The following is a 14,795-nucleotide window of genomic DNA, read 5'->3' as shown; positions in this document are numbered from 1 at the left end:
CCAAGGGTGATGCTCGCAAATCGAGCCGGACACATTGGGTACCCACGAGCCTAGGGCCGGCTCGTGTGCTCCAGGGATGCTCCTACGGAGCCAAGTTGCTCAATCCATCAGCGGCGAACCTCGTAATACAGATTCGCCGCATCGTCGAAGTCGTGGACCCGGAGCGAGGGGAACCCGGCAGCGGTCGTGAGCTCCTCGAGGCGCTCGGCGTGCAGGCCGAGCGTGCCGAGTCCGAGTCCCCCCGGTTCGGAGAGCGCCGACTGGAGACAGGTTTCGATCGAGAACCCGTAGAACAAGGCCAGCAACGGGTTCCGACGATCGGTCTCGAAGCTGCCCGACGACCGGATGTCCTTGATCAGCCAGGTGGCATCGGCGCTCATCGCCGCCCCGATCGAGGCGGCGGCGAGGTCGGGACGAGGCATGTCGTGCAGGCAGTCGAAGGTGAGCACCAGATCGAATCGAGGGTCGGGCGGCACGTCGTCGGCCATGGCGACCACGAAATCGATGTTGGTGAGCCCGAGGTCCTTGGCCCGGCTGCGGGCCAGGCGGACCGCCGACTCCGACGGGTCGTAGCCGACGCAGCGGCTGTTGGGGAAGGCTTGGGCGATCAGGCAGAGCGTGAGCCCGGCACCACAGCCGATGTCGAGGACGTCGATACCTTGCTCGAGCCGCTCGACGACGCCGTCGAGCGACGGGAGGATGGTCGAGATCAATGCTTGGCGGGACCAAGGCCCGGTCATCCGGCCCATCGCCGCTGCGGTGGCCGGGCCCTGCTGCTCGTAGGTGAGGCCGACACCGGTCCGGAACGACTCGGCAATCGCGTCGATGACAGCGCGCTGGGGTCCGCCACTGAACGCCCCGGCGGCGAAGGCGATCGAGTGCTCCTCGTCGGCGAGCACGGCCGCCTGCACGTCAGTCAACTCGAACACGTGCTCGTCGGCGGAGCGGAACTCGACCAGCCCGGCGGCGGCCTGCCCGTACAACCACTCGCGCACGAAGCGCTCGTCGAACCCGAGCGAAGACGCCAATGCGGCGCTCGACAGCGGGCCTTGGCCTGCCATCGCTCGATACAACCCGAGAAGGTCGCCGAGGTGGATCGTGAACGACACCTGCTCGCCCATGCGGTAGGTCCACACCTTGAAGCTGAACAGCTTGACCTGGTCGGCCGGCAAGCCGTCACCCTGTTCCTGGTCGTGTTCCCTACCGTGTTTCTGACGGTGTTCCATCGATCGGTTCCCCCCGGCGGTCGTTCCCGCCGGGCGCACCGTAGTGGATTGAAACAATCTTGACCCAAGAAACCGGCGAAGGCGGTCGATGACCGTGGCAATGCCACCACATGACGCCCCTGCGGTGCGTGCACACGACGCCCCTGCGGTGCGTGCACCTGACGCCCCTCCGAACCCGCTCGACGTGCTCGTCGTCGACGACGATCCACTGTTCCGGCGTTACCTGGCCCATGTGCTGCGTCAAGCCGGCTTCCACATCCGGATCGCCTCGGACGGTCCCGGCCTTCGGGCCGCCCTCGCGCAGGCGGTGCCCGACGCCGTGGTGCTCGACGTGGTGCTCCAGAGTGAGAGCGGACTCGACCTGTGTCGGGAGCTACGAGCGAACGACGCCTATTGCGATCTCGTGATCATCGCAACCAGCGCGGCGGCCGGGAGCATGGTGACGGCCCGTGTCGACGAGGTCAGCGCGCTGGCAGCCGGGGCCAACGGCTTCGTGCCCAAGGGGCGATCGAGCGAACCGCTCGTTGCCATGATCCATCAGGCGCTCGCCGCCGAGGCCGCCTGACGCCTTCAGAACCCGATCGGGTCGGACGAGAGGAGCTGTTCCGGATCGTCGACGGGGCCGTCGGTCAGGAGCCACCGGCCGGAACGCTTTTCGAAGCGCAACCATTGTGCCGCGCCGTCGACATCGACTCGGCGCAGCTGCGCGTCGGCAGCGATGCGGCGGGTGTCGAGTGGGCCGACGTGGGCTCGAACCCCAATGGTGCCGGCCACGGCCCATGCCGCCGCTCTCGCTCCGAGCTCGCGGGCCGAGACCCCGGAGTGCTCGGCGATGCGCTTGCGATCCTTCGGCTTGGGAAACGCATGAGCGAGTCGGGCGAGATCGGTCACTGGGTCGAGCTCGAGCCAGGTCGGGTGCTGGCGGTTCACCATGTCGGCCGCTCGATGGATCAGATCAGAGCTGATGAGTTCGAGTCCTGCGGCGGAGAACGGCGCGGTCGACGGTGGTGCGCCCCACGACGGCGCCGTCCCTGGTTCGATCGGCGAGCGGTCGAGGACGGGCAGCGGGCGTGTCGGGCGTAACCATGCTTGCGAAGCGAGCTCGTCGACGCCGGTGACGCCGGCGATGTCGGCCCGGCGTTCCTCGATGGCGGCGGCGACGTCGGCCCGGCTCCGACCGCGGAGTGCGAGCAAGAGCATCGGATCGTCGTCGATCGCATCGGCGACGGCGACGAGCGCGCCGGCAACGTGTTTGCACGGACTCGACCAGCCTGCGCAGTCACACGATGTGGTCACCTCGCCGGGCTGAGGAAGCAGATCGATGCCGAGGAGTCGAAGGTCGTCGTCGAGAGTGGCGTCCAGCGTGCCGCTCGCCAGCGCTGCCGAGCGGGCGGGACTCGTGGCCACATGGTCGAAGAAGGCGCTCCACACAGCGTTGTCGAAAACCGGGGTGAACAGGCTGGTGTGATAGCGGAGACGAGGCCCGGCGGCGACGGCCACCTGGGCCTCGCCCGGTTTGATCTGCACGTCGGGTTCGGCGTGGGCGCGAGCAACACGCTCACCAACCGACAGTGCGTCGAGGCCGTAGCTCGGGTCACGCTCGAGCGCTTCGAGCCAGCGCTGCCCCCAGACGGCCGAGGGTCGGTTCGTCTCGGTCATGGTGTCCCCTCGTCGCCGACGAGGTCGGCCTCGTCGGCGAAGTCGTCCCCGCCGTACCGGTCGCCACTCAGCGAAACCAGGCGCTCGAGCTCGTCGTCGCTCAGCTGGGAGATCCACTCCTCGCCCGAGCCGACGACGGCGTCGGCGAGACCCCGCTTGTCGTCGAGCATGGCGGCGATGCGGTCCTCGATCGTTCCTTCGCAGACCAGTCGGTGGATCTGCACGGGACGAGTCTGGCCGATGCGCCAGGCTCGGTCGCTCGCCTGATCCTCGACGGCCGGATTCCACCACCGGTCATAGTGCAGCACATGGGTTGCGGCAGTGAGGTTGAGTCCGACGCCGCCGGCACGGAGCGAGATGATGAAGACGTCGGCCTCGCCCCGCTGAAAGGCGGCCACGCGGGCATCTCGTTCGGTGAGCGAGAGGCCGCCGTGCAGCACCAGTGTCCGGAATCCCAGCTGCTGCCAGTAGGTGTCGAGGAGCTCGGCCATGGCGACGTACTGGGTGAAGACCAAGGCCGCATCGGATTCCTGGCGGATGACCTCGAGCAGTTCGGTGGCGGCGGTGAGCTTGCCCGACCGGCGGGGGAGTGGCCCGGTTTCTCCGAGGAAGTGTGCAGGGTGGTTGCAGACCTGCTTGAGACGGGTGACGAGACCGAGGACCAGACCGCGGCGAGCGAAACCCTCGCTGCCGGCGATGTTCGCCATCGTCTCGTCGACCACGGCCCGATAGAGCGCCGCCTGTTCGACGGTGAGCGGAACGATCTCGTTCGTCTCGGTTTTCGGCGGGAGGTCGGGTGCGATGTCGGGATCGGTCTTGCGGCGGCGGAGGAGGAACGGTCGCAGGAGTTGGTTGAGGCGCTCGGTCTCGACCGGGTCACGGTCGCGCTCGACCGCTGTCGCGATTTCTGACCGGAAACGTTCGAGCGGGCCCAGCAGGCCGGGGGTGGTCCAGTCGAGAATCGCCCACAGATCGGTCAGTTGGTTCTGCACTGGCGTGCCGGTGAGCGCGATGCGGGTCGACGTGCGCCCGATCGCCCGCATGGCCCGTGCCGTGTGGGAGTTGGGGTTCTTGATCGCCTGGGCCTCGTCGGTGATGACGATGCCCCAATCGGTGTCGGCCAGGAGTACGCGATCACGGCGGGCGACACCGTAGGTGGTGAGCACCACGTCGCTGGGGCGGACGCCGTCATCGGGGAGCGTGCGGGTGGCGCCGTGATAGCGGATGACTCGCACACCCGGGGCAAATCGCTTGGTCTCTCGTTCCCAGTTGCCGACGACCGACGCCGGGCAGATGACCAGCATTGGTTTGTGACGGTCGGCGTCGTTGCTCGCCATCCGGGTCAGGTGGAGCGCGATGACCTGCACGGTCTTGCCCAGACCCATGTCGTCGGCGAGGATGCCGCCAAGCCCGAGCCGGTCCATCTCGTCGAGCCAGGCGAGACCCCGCTCCTGGTACGGCCGCAGGGTGCCGTCGAGCGCCTCGGGAGCGCTCAGCTGCTCGTTGGAGTCGATCGAGCGCAATCGCTGGGCAAGGTCGCGCAGCGGGCGGAGGTCGGAGACATCGATGGTGTAGCCGTCGATCACGAGTTCGGAACCGAGGGCGGCGGCCACTGCCGAGGTTGCCGCGACGGCACGCCGTTCTCGCATCCTCTGGATCGATCGATCGTCGAGCTTGATCCACTGACCTCGGAGGCGGATGAGCGATCGCTTCGACCGAGCGAGTTCGGCCAGTTCGGTGTCGGTCAGCTGTTCGCCGTCGAGTGAGCCCTCCCACTGCAGTTCGAGCAGCGAACTCAGGTCGAGGCGGGTGCCGCCGAGCGACGTAGGCGCACCGACGAGCACCGGGCGGAACGACAGCGCGGCGAACAGATCGTTGGGCGCAAGGATCGACAGGCCGACCGCGCCGAGCCGGTTGGCGATCGGTCCGAGCAGTTCGTCGACCTCGTCGTCGTCGAGTTTGAGCTCGCTCGGTCGGTCGGTATCGAGGAACCGGCCGATCGGCAGCCAGATCTTCGCCGCTCGTCGCAGCGTCGACCACAACTCCGCCTCGGCGGTGGCGAGTCGCTCGCGGATCCGTGGTGGTGCTTCCCAGAGCGCGCCGACGGGGAGGACGACGCTGGCGTCGTCGCGGTGTTGGAATGCCAGCGATGCGGTGAAGTCGCCGTCGAGGTCGAGCGGCGACGGCGGGCGGAGTCGGAGCGTCACGAGCGGGGCGCGGTCACCGGCCAGACCCTGGTAGGACTCGATGGCGGCCCGAGCGTCGATCGTGACCGGACGGGTGGTGGCAAAGGCGTCGTGACCCACGGCCTGCGGTAGCGCGCTGGTGCGGGCCAGGGTGTCGGCGACGGCGTCGGCGATGGCCTCGACGGTGTGCCGGCCCGTGGGGATGAGCGGCATGTCGCGACCGTCGGCATCGGTCGACAGCCGCGAGATCGTCGCCCGACCAGCGGCCGGATAGGCCGCGGCGATGGCGTCGAAGTCGGCGCGAGCCGATGCCGCCAGCGGGCCGAGTTGCCAGGTGTCGCGTCCGCTGGGCGTGAGGCCCGGGCGGATCGAGCCCGCTGCGATCTGACCGAGTGCCCACCGCACGGCGGTGGCGAGGGCAGCGACGGAGGCGCCCACCGTGGTGGGATCGATCGCGACGAGAGCATCGATGGCATCGGCGAACGAGACTCGCCGCACGGCCGCCTCGGTCGCCACGATGCGCTCATCGATGGGGAGGGCCAGCCGCAGTGATGCGTCGGCATCGGGGAGGAGCTGGGCGGGGTGCCACAACGCCAGCCAGCTCGACCGAGGCGGATCCGACGGCACGAAGGTGGCCTCGATGCCGGCAGTCCCCAGGAGGGCTGCCACGGGATCGGTCACGGCGCGCATCCTGACCAGGCTAGGCACGGTCGGGGCCGGTGCGGACGTCGTCGGATCGCACGGTTGCTCACACACCGATCCGGGTAGGCCGGTTTCTCGCGCACGAGGTCGGGCTAGTCTCGCGAACGGGCAGGAGTAGGTGGTGTGATCATGTTGGATCGTTTTCGTCGATCGAGGCCGTCCGCGGCACTGTGGGCCATTGGCTCGTCGCTTGCGCTCGTGGCGGCCACCGCGGCACCGGTGGGAGCCGTCGGCGGGGTCGACGCCCCCGATGCCGGAGGCCGCGGGGAACGTCCGCACGCGCTGAGTGCCGATGGCACCGTCCATGTCACCAATGCGGTGGTGTCGAGTGTCGACTCGCTGGCGCGGTTCGACACCACCGACGACTCGATCGTTCCCCTCGGCGCGGCGGTGTCCGAGGTGGCGATGGCGAGCGATGGAAGCGTCGTGGCCACGCTCGATGCCGGGCAAACCCTGCGACTGATCGGGTCGACCGGACCGAGCATCGTCGCCCTGCCCGTGCGTCAGCCCATGTCGAACATCGTGCTCTCGGGGGGCGGCCGCTTCCTGGCGTTCGCCGCGCCGGCCGCCGACGGTCGTGGGCTGCTTGTGCATCGGTATGACCGGTCGACCGGACAGCTGGTCGTGCTGCCGAGCGACGCCGGCTCGACCAGCCGGCCCATCGACATCAGCGACGACGGTGGCCGAGTGTTGATCTGGCGTGGAGAGGACACCGCCATCGGCCAGCTGGGGGTGTTCGACGTGGCTGCGTCGACCCTGACCAAGGTCACCGTCGAACCCACGACCATCGTCGACGCAGCGTTGACCCCCGATGGCTCGTCGGTCTATTTCGCCTCACCCTCACCACAGGTCGGCGGGGTGGCGGCAGGCATCCACCTGTATCGCACCACGATTGCCACCCGGCTGATCCAGCTGGTCCCTGTCGACGTCGAGCTCGGCACCACCGTCGAGATCGCGACGAGCGGACAGCTCCTCGCTCAGCGGTCGCCAGACGACGCTCGGATGATCCAGATGATCGACGTGGGCGACGGACGCCAGTGGACCCAGACCATCGAGAGTGCCACCCCCGGTCAGCGCGTCACACCGGTCGAGATCAGCGATGACCTCACCACGATGCTCGTCGACATCGCCTCGTGTGTCGGCGACCAGTGCCAGCCGGTCGGCCCGATCGTGGCCGCCGCCACCGGTGCCTCCGACCCCCTCTGGCTGCGTTGGACCGAGGCCGACCGTCCGCTGCACGACAGTGTCGACCGTCTGTACGTCGCGGTGACGGGCCGAGGTGCCGATGCCGCCGGTCGCTCGTTCTGGATCTCTCGCCTCATCGCCGGGGACTCGCTCGAGACCGTCGCTCGTGGACTCCTCGGATCGAGCGAGGGCGCCGCTCGCTTCAGAGCAGACATGACGCCCGAGGAAGTGGTCGAGCAGGCGCTCTCGGGCATCCTGGGTCGTCCGGTCACGGCCGGCGAGATCGTGAGCATCATCAGTCAGGCCGGCAACACCTCGACCGCCGCGATCGTCCTGGCCGCCGCACAATCGTCGATCGCGGTCGAGGCCACGGGAACGGCACCGCCGCAGACGTCGGCCGCCGGCGAGCTGATTCGCCTCTACCGGGCCGTGTTCGGCCGCTTCCCCGATGAGCTCGGGTACCGCTACTGGGCGGCGCAACAGGCCGGAGGGCTCACCCTCGACGCCATGATCGACTCGTTCGCCGTGTCGGCCGAGTATCGCCAGCGTTACGGCACCAACCCATCCGATGCGGTGGCCATCGCCCAGCTCTATCGCAACGTGCTCGACCGTGAACCCGACGCCGCTGGCGCTGCGTACTGGCAGGAGCAGTTGTCCAACGGTGTCAGCAGGAACGTCATGCTGAACTCGTTCGTCGACTCGACCGAGAACATCCTGCGCACGGGCACACAGCCTTGAGGTCCACACGGTCGACCTCGCGTCGACCGTGTGGTCTCCGTCAACACTGCTCCCACCTCGGCGTGCACGCTCAGCGCTGGCGGCGACCACCCGGGAGGTCATGGCTCGCACGACGGTGTCCCACTTGGTCGACACCGTCGTGCTAGCACATCGTCGGCGGCCGTGGCCGCCGCTGTTACGCGATCGTCACCCTTCGTCGGTGCCGAACATGCAGTCGAACGTCGCGTCGGTGAGGATCTGGGTTTCCTCATCGGTGAGATCGCTGCCTCGGGAGTTGAGCCGGTCGATGCCGATCTCGGCCTCGACCCGGTCGGTGATGCAGGTCGCCTGCTCCTCGGTGGCGCCGGTCTGGACGAGTTCGTCGATGAACTCGGTCCGGTCGTAGGAATCGCCACAAGCGGCGACGGTGAACGGCGCAATGGCGCAGGCACACGCGAGAGCAATGGCTCGGTTGATCTTCATGTTTCCCTCCATGAGTTGCGAACCCCGGTCGAGTTCGATTTGGCGGCGGGCAGTTGCGTCGCCGTCGACGGGCGAGCATACACGAAGTTCGGTCGACCATCGGTAGAAGCGAACGAATGTTCCCCTACGCTGTGGAGTCGTGGAGGACATCGACACCATCGAGCCGTCGTGGGAGGCCACGTTCGTCCCGCTCGATCCTCCCCGAGCCTCCTACTTTGCGTTGTGGGATCCTGCCGACGTCGGTGGCTTGCCGATGGCGCGCTCCGACTCGCGCTACAAGCCGATCGACGTTGCACTCGTGGTGCCGTTCGGTTCGGGCCCGCTGCGCACGGCGGTCGCCGCCCGGCGTCTCCCCATCCGAGACGCGATCGAAGTGCTGGGCGGCCGTTCGGTGCGACAGGAGTCCACCCGCTCGGTCACGGTGTGGGGCGCCATTCTGCGCTCAGGCCTCGGTCTGGTGGCTCGCGGTCGTCTGTTGCCGTGGGTGAGCGCCAACGGCTGGGATGCCTGGCGAGTCGACCCGCTCGACCCGGCCGATCACCAGCTCGTCGCCCAACTCGCCGACGCCCTTCCGGCGATCGGCCACTGTGTGCCGTCGGCGGTGGGGCCGGTCGCCGGGCGCGAGACCATCGTCGATCCGTCGTTCGCCATCCGGGCTTGCTACGACGCCATCGCCGACCGGATGGTGCGCTCCTCCGGCGCGGCGGCCGTTGCGTCGTCACCACTGTTCGCCCAGCTGGAACCCACCCGCGTTCCTCACCTGCGTCCATGGGTGTCCGACATCGCCACCGAGCACTGTGCGGCGGCGGTGTTCACCGTCACGGTCGATCCGCCCGACGAGCTGGTCATCACCGAAGCCAACATCGATCAGGACTCGCCGCTCGACCCGACGGCGCCGCCTGTGCCGCCGCCGGAGCCCATCGATCCGGGCCGGCAGCATTGGACCCTGCGGTTCCAGCTCCGTAGCCGCCAGGATCCGTCGCTGCTCGTCGATGCCGCGAACCTGTGGAACACCCCGGCCGAGGTGCTCCGCCTCCTGGGAGACCAGGCCGAGATCGACCTGCTGGCCGGGCTCCGCCGGGCGGCGGCCATCTCGCCACTGTTCGCCACCTCGATCGACGACGCCCGCCCCACCGAGGTCGACTTCGGCGACGACGACCTCGATGACTTCCTCGACTCCCTCGACGCGTTGGCCGAGGCCGGTATCGAGGTGCGATGGCCGGCCAGCCTCGTTGCGCCGTCGCTCGATCGACGCCTCGTCGCCACCAGCGCCGCCAAGGGTGGCGGTCCGGCGATCGGCAGTCTCGACGACCTCCTCACCGTCAACTGGGAGTACCTGCTCGACGGCCTGGCGCTCACCGCCGACGAGCTCGAGGTGTTGTCGTTCGCCAAGCGCAGCGTGGTGCCGATCCGGGGCCGGTGGGTCCGGATCGACGCTGCCCTGCGCCAGCGGCTCCGTCAGCCACCGCCGCAACTCACGATCGGCGAGACCATGGCGGCCGGGCTCGCCGGAAGCTGGAACGACCCCGACGCCGGCGACGCCGCCGAGCCGGTCGAGCTGCGCATCGAGGGCGATCTCGCCGAGGTGCTGGCGTCGCTGTCGCCCTCCGGGGTGGGTGCAATGGCCGAGGCAGGCGAGCCACCGGGACTGTGTGCCACCCTGCGGCCATATCAGCGTCAGGGCCTGGCCTGGATGTCCAACCTCGCCGCCAACCACCTCGGCGGTGTGCTGGCCGACGACATGGGTCTGGGCAAGACCGTGCAGATCCTCGCCCTCCACGCCCAGCGCGGCGGGCCGACCCTCGTCGTGTGCCCCACCTCGCTCATGGCGAACTGGGAGCGAGAAGCTCGCCGGTTCGTTCCATCGTGCCGGGTGCGCCGCTACCACGGGGCCGGCCGGCGGCTCCGCTCGTTGCAGCCGGGCGACATCGTCATCACCACCTACGGGGTGGTGCGATCCGACGCCGAGCACCTCGCGACGCTGCCCTTCGACCTCGTGGTGGCCGACGAGGCACAGCAGATCAAGAACGCCCGTTCCCGCTCGGCACGGGCGATGCGGATGCTGCGGTCGAACGTACGGTTCGCTGTCACCGGCACGCCCATCGAGAATCAGCTGACCGAGCTGTGGGCGCTGATCGACTTCGCGATCCCCGGTCTCCTCGGGCCACTCGACCGGTTCCGTCGAGACGTCGCGCTGCCGATCGAGCGCGACAACGATCGATCCGCCACCGTGCGCCTCGCCAAGGCGACGGCACCGTTCCTGTTGCGCCGGCGCAAGACCGACCCGGGGATCGCGCCCGAACTGCCGGCGAAGATCGAGCGGAACGTGATCGTGCCGCTGACCGCCGAGCAGGCTTCGCTCTACCGAGCCACCACCGAAGAGGTCCTCGCCGATGTGCAGGCCAACGAAGGGCTGGTACGGCAGGGGATGGTGCTGAAGTTGTTGACGGCGCTGAAGCAGATCACCAACCACCCCGCCCACTACCTCGGACAGTCCGGGCCGCTCGTCGACCGGTCCGGCAAGCTCGACGCACTCGACAACCTGCTCGATGCGGCGGCAACCAATGGTGAGGCCACGCTGGTGTTCACCCAATACGTTGCCATGGCCGAGCTCCTCGCCGCGCATCTCGATGATCGGGGCATCGAGGCCGGGCTGCTCCACGGTGGCCTGTCGCCCGTGGCCCGCCAATGCCTCGTCGATCGATTCCAGGCCGGCGATCTCGGCGTCTTGCTGCTCTCGTTGCGAGCTGGCGGCACCGGACTCAACCTCACCCGGGCCACCCAGGTGATCCACTACGACCGGTGGTGGAATCCTGCGGTCGAGGATCAGGCAACCGACCGTGCCTATCGCATCGGCCAAGATCGGGCCGTCACGGTGCATCGCCTCATCACCGAAGGCACGGTCGAAGACCGTGTGGCCGCCCTGCTCGAGGCCAAACGGGAGCTGGCCGATCGGGTGATCGGCAACGGCTCATCGTGGTTCGCCAAGCTCGACGACGACGCCTTGGCCACCCTGGTCCGATTGGAGGGGATGTGAGCTCGTGGTGGGTCGATCGCTGGCGATCGGTGCTGCATCTCGAGATGGGGTTCGACCCCGCCACGCTCCGGGGTGCTCGGTCGCTCGCTCGCACCACGCCGGTCGACGCCATGGAGTTCGGCCCGGGTTCCGTGATCGTGCGTTTCGCCGACCGGGGCGCACACTCGGCACGGATCACCGCAGCGGCACTCGGCGCCGATCAGCGTCGCGAGATGGTGGCGATCGCTGCTGCCAAGCCGGCGCTGTTGGCCGGCGTGCTGGTCGGCGAGCTGCCTGCGGCCTACGACGCCCACTGGGTCGAGGCCGGGGTCTCGCTCGTGCCGAGCGCCGCCGAGCTGTCGCTCGATTGCAGTTGCGACGATTGGGGCGAACGCTGCCGTCACCTGGCCGCACTCGGCGAGATGATCGCCGAGGTGCTCGGCGACGACCCCTATCTGCTGCTCACGCTGCGGAGCTGGGGTCGTGAGCCCTTCGTCGATGCGCTGCGCCGAGCGCGAGCCGATGCGACCGGTGTCGACTATGTGCGATCCGAACAGCCGCGTGGCGACGACCCCGGCGTCGACGCCGAGCGACGCTTCGCTCGGAGCCCAGCCCCGCTACCGGCGCTCCGCCCGGTGCCACGACGCCCGGGCACCACTCGCTCACTGCCTCTCGCCCCCGCCGATGCCGGGATCGATCGCAGCGACATCGAAGCGCTGATCGGCGACGCCGCCCAGCGGGCAACGGCGACGCTCGCCACGGGTGCGGTCACCGGGCTCCACCTCGACCTCGACGAAGACATCGCCCGACGAGCGGCCCTGCATCTCGAGGATCAGCCGGCGCTCGAACGCCTGGCCGCCAGTATCGGCCACGATCCCGACGCGCTCGAGGCCCGGGCCATTGCCTGGAACGTCGGTGGTGTCGCCGGGCTCCACGTGAGCGATCGTTCCTGGCCGGCCCCAGCGCCCGACCTCGAACCGGGCCAGCGAGCGCTCGGCGGCAAGACCCGGACATCGGCCAACGTGGTGTTCGGCGGCGATGCCCAGCTCCGGCTCGATCCCGATGGTCGGTGGTGGCGCTTCCGGGCCGACCAGCGGCTGGGCTGGGTGCTCGAGTCGGGCGGGCTCGACGACCCCGAGGACCTCTGAACAGGCACCACCGGTCGGGCTGGTTCGATCAACAGCAGGTCAAGAACGAACCGAATAACTGCGACGTCGGTGCCGACACTGCACGACATGGCTCTGTCACACGAATCTCCCGTCGCGGGAAGTCGCCTGATCGACGTGCTCGTCGTCGACGACACCCCGGAGTTCCAGCAGTTGCTGGCGGGTGCTGTTCGACACGATGGGTATCGCGTGCATCTGGCCGGCAACGGCAGCGAGGCGCTCGAACTGCTCGACGAGGTGCAGCCCGACGTGGTGCTGCTCGACCTCGTGCTCCCGGGCATGGACGGCCTCGAGGTCTGCCGTCGAATCCGTGCGATCAGCGACGTGTACATCATCATGGTGACGGCCAAGGCCACCGAACTCGACAAGGTCGTGGGTCTTGCCGTCGGTGCCGACGACTATCTCACGAAGCCGTTCTCCGCCGCCGAGCTCGTCGCCCGCATCGGGGCCATGCTCCGTCGGCCTCGGATGGGCATCCCGCTCTACGACGGCGCCCAGCGCCGGTTCGGCGCCCTCGTGATCGACCCCGCCGCTCGCGAGGTCCGATTCGACGGGCTCGACGTCGGCCTCACTCGCATCGAGTTCGAAATCCTGGCGGCGCTCTCCGAACGGCCGGGCATGGTGTTCTCCCGGTCCCAGCTCATCGAGATCGTGTGGGGGCCGAACTGGGTCGGCGACGACCACCTCGTCGACGTCCACATCGCGAACCTGCGCAAGAAGATCGACCGCTCGGGCATCCGCCACATCAAGACGGTTCGGGGTATCGGCTACCGCATGGCCGTCGAGGCCACCTGATCTGTCGTCGAGGCCGCCCGATCCGTCGAGGCCGCCTGATCTGATCTGATCAGAGCGTCGAGCGCACCGTTTGCAGATCGATGGCGGTCCGACGGGCCTCGGCAACGACCAGCTCTGCCAGCCGAACGGCCTCGGGGCCGGGACGATCGCTCGCCAACACCTGGAGCTGCTCGCACAGGTGCGACAGGCGAGTGGCGCCGACCAGGGCGGCGGTCGACTTGAGCGTGTGCGACGAGCGCATCAGCTCCTTCGCAGCCGCCTGATCCCCGCTCACCATCACGTCGGCGGCAGCGCCGATGGTGGACAGTCGTGGCTCGAGCTCGTCGAGGTAGGTGTCGATGATGACACCCACAACACTGCGATCGCCGGTCTCGAGTTCGAGTTCGTCGAGTGCCCGCCGGTCGATGCTGGTGGGTGCCTGGTTGATCCGTCGCGACGGCGACGGGACTGGGGTGGTAGGCGTCGGTGCGAGTGACACATGGCGAGCGAGTGCGGCACGTAGGGCCTCGATCGGCACCGGCTTGACCAGCACTTCGTCCATCCCGGCGTCGAGACAATCGTGCTGGTCGCCGGCCACCACCGATGCGGTGATCGCGATGATCGGTACGTTCGTCCCCGCCGGCTCCTGCTCACGAATCCGCCGCGCCGCCTCGACGCCGTCGAGCACGGGCATGTGCCAATCCATCAGGATCGCATCGAAGGCCTCCTGGCCGGCGCGAGCGACGGCCTCCAGCCCATTGTTGGCCGTCGAGGCTCGGTAGCCGAGGCGATGGAGCTGGCTGACGGCGAGCAGCCGATTCACCTCGCCGTCGTCGACCACGAGTACGTGGGGTGACGGTGTTGCCGCCGCACGTGCCGCAGCGTCGACTCGGCGCTGTTCCGCTGCTGCCGCTTCGAGCGCGGCGTTCCACTGGATGTCGAGGCGGCGGCGTCGTGGATCGGCCGGCGAGACGGTGGTCTCGAGCTCGTGATGTGAGAAGGCCGAGACCTCCTCGATGATCTGCTGGAGCCGGAGCGCCTCTTGATGCAGTGCCTGGCATTGGTTCTCGCTCAACACGCTGCCTTGGGTCAGGAGTTCTGTGAGGCCGAGGATCGAATGCAGTGGGGAGCGGGCTTGGTGTTCGACGCTGCCGACGAACGAACGGATGGCGTTGGCGACCACCCGTTGGTCGGACTTGGATCGTTCGACCTCGGAGGCGACGAGGGCGTCGCGTGCCTCGCGCTCGGCGGTGATGTCGGTGATGACCCCGGCGATGGCCACCATGTTGCCGTCGTCGTCGAGGATCGGGTTCGCACGCAACCTCCCCCAGAATCGCTCGCCGTTGGCCCGTCGATAGCGCTTCTCCAGATCCACATCGCGGAGTGCACCCGTTGCCAGCTGCTCGAAGTATTGGCGCGTCAGTTCGGCGTCGTTCGAGTCGGTGAATCGGTTGATGACGGCGTCGTCGGGGTCGACCGACGACGGGTCGATCCCGAAGAGCTCCCAGTAGTGGTCGCTGCCATCGAGTTGATGCCCGTCGAGGTCCACGACGGAGAAGGCCGTCGGCGCCTGCCGGAAGATCTGTTCGAAGTCGAAGGGTCGCATTGGTGGTGAGCGCTCAGTCCATACGGTCGCCGCCGAAGGGTCCACCTCAGGTTCGGTTGCTGACCATCGGGTGTG

Annotated in this window: 10 protein-coding genes; 5 read left to right on the top strand and 5 right to left on the bottom strand. The window is 68.5% G+C overall.

Features of this window, described 5'->3' with window-relative positions; translation table 11 throughout:
• Positions 1-107: 107 nt before the first annotated feature.
• Positions 108-1,172: a class I SAM-dependent methyltransferase gene (locus R2733_26135; protein ID MEZ5380001.1), complete on the bottom strand. Its 1,065-nt coding sequence runs from the start codon at positions 1,170-1,172 to the stop codon at positions 108-110.
• Positions 1,173-1,314: 142 nt separating this feature from the next.
• Between R2733_26135 and R2733_26130 the strand changes: the two genes are divergently transcribed.
• A complete protein-coding gene (locus tag R2733_26130) occupies positions 1,315-1,791 on the top strand; it encodes a response regulator (GenBank protein MEZ5380000.1) in 477 nt (158 codons plus the stop codon).
• A gap of 5 nt (positions 1,792-1,796) precedes the next feature.
• Here the strand turns inward: R2733_26130 and R2733_26125 are convergent, their stop codons facing one another.
• Together R2733_26125 and R2733_26120 are read right to left on the bottom strand one after the other, a co-directional pair.
• Positions 1,797-2,885 carry a hypothetical protein gene (locus tag R2733_26125; GenBank protein ID MEZ5379999.1) on the bottom strand — a complete coding sequence of 363 codons (1,089 nt, stop codon included), beginning with the start codon at positions 2,883-2,885 and terminating at the stop codon, positions 1,797-1,799.
• Positions 2,882-5,752 carry a DEAD/DEAH box helicase gene (locus R2733_26120; protein ID MEZ5379998.1) on the bottom strand — a complete coding sequence of 957 codons (2,871 nt, stop codon included), beginning with the start codon at positions 5,750-5,752 and terminating at the stop codon, positions 2,882-2,884. Before R2733_26120 ends, R2733_26125 begins: the two co-directional genes overlap by 4 nt.
• Positions 5,753-5,902: 150 nt before the next feature.
• Between R2733_26120 and R2733_26115 the strand changes: the two genes are divergently transcribed.
• Positions 5,903-7,696 (top strand): DUF4214 domain-containing protein, encoded by a 1,794-nt coding sequence (locus R2733_26115; GenBank protein MEZ5379997.1) that lies wholly within the window; start codon positions 5,903-5,905, stop codon positions 7,694-7,696.
• 186 nt (positions 7,697-7,882) lie between these two features.
• Here R2733_26115 and R2733_26110 read toward each other — a convergent pair whose 3' ends face one another.
• On the bottom strand, positions 7,883-8,158 hold the full coding sequence (locus R2733_26110) for a hypothetical protein (GenBank protein MEZ5379996.1): 276 nt from the start codon (positions 8,156-8,158) through the stop codon (positions 7,883-7,885).
• Between the two features lie 139 nt (positions 8,159-8,297).
• Between R2733_26110 and R2733_26105 the strand changes: the two genes are divergently transcribed.
• The 3 genes from R2733_26105 to R2733_26095 all read left to right on the top strand — a co-directional run bounded on the left by R2733_26105 (position 8,298) and on the right by R2733_26095 (position 13,135).
• Positions 8,298-11,195 carry an SNF2-related protein gene (locus tag R2733_26105; protein ID MEZ5379995.1) on the top strand — a complete coding sequence of 966 codons (2,898 nt, stop codon included), beginning with the start codon at positions 8,298-8,300 and terminating at the stop codon, positions 11,193-11,195.
• Positions 11,192-12,322, top strand: a complete 1,131-nt coding sequence (locus tag R2733_26100; GenBank protein ID MEZ5379994.1) for a hypothetical protein — start codon at positions 11,192-11,194, stop codon at positions 12,320-12,322. Before R2733_26105 ends, R2733_26100 begins: the two co-directional genes overlap by 4 nt.
• Positions 12,323-12,409: 87 nt before the next feature.
• Positions 12,410-13,135, top strand: a complete 726-nt coding sequence (locus R2733_26095) for a response regulator transcription factor (protein ID MEZ5379993.1) — start codon at positions 12,410-12,412, stop codon at positions 13,133-13,135.
• 49 nt (positions 13,136-13,184) lie between these two features.
• Here the strand turns inward: R2733_26095 and R2733_26090 are convergent, their stop codons facing one another.
• Positions 13,185-14,720, bottom strand: coding sequence for a response regulator (locus tag R2733_26090; protein MEZ5379992.1), 1,536 nt, complete (start codon positions 14,718-14,720; stop codon positions 13,185-13,187).
• Positions 14,721-14,795 lie beyond the last annotated feature (75 nt).

It is taken from the genome of Acidimicrobiales bacterium, from assembly GCA_041394265.1.
Lineage (GTDB): Bacteria > Actinomycetota > Acidimicrobiia > Acidimicrobiales > SZUA-35 > JBBQUN01.
The sequence above is the reverse complement of the archived record's forward strand: the minus strand, read 5'-3'. Positions and strand labels throughout refer to the sequence as shown.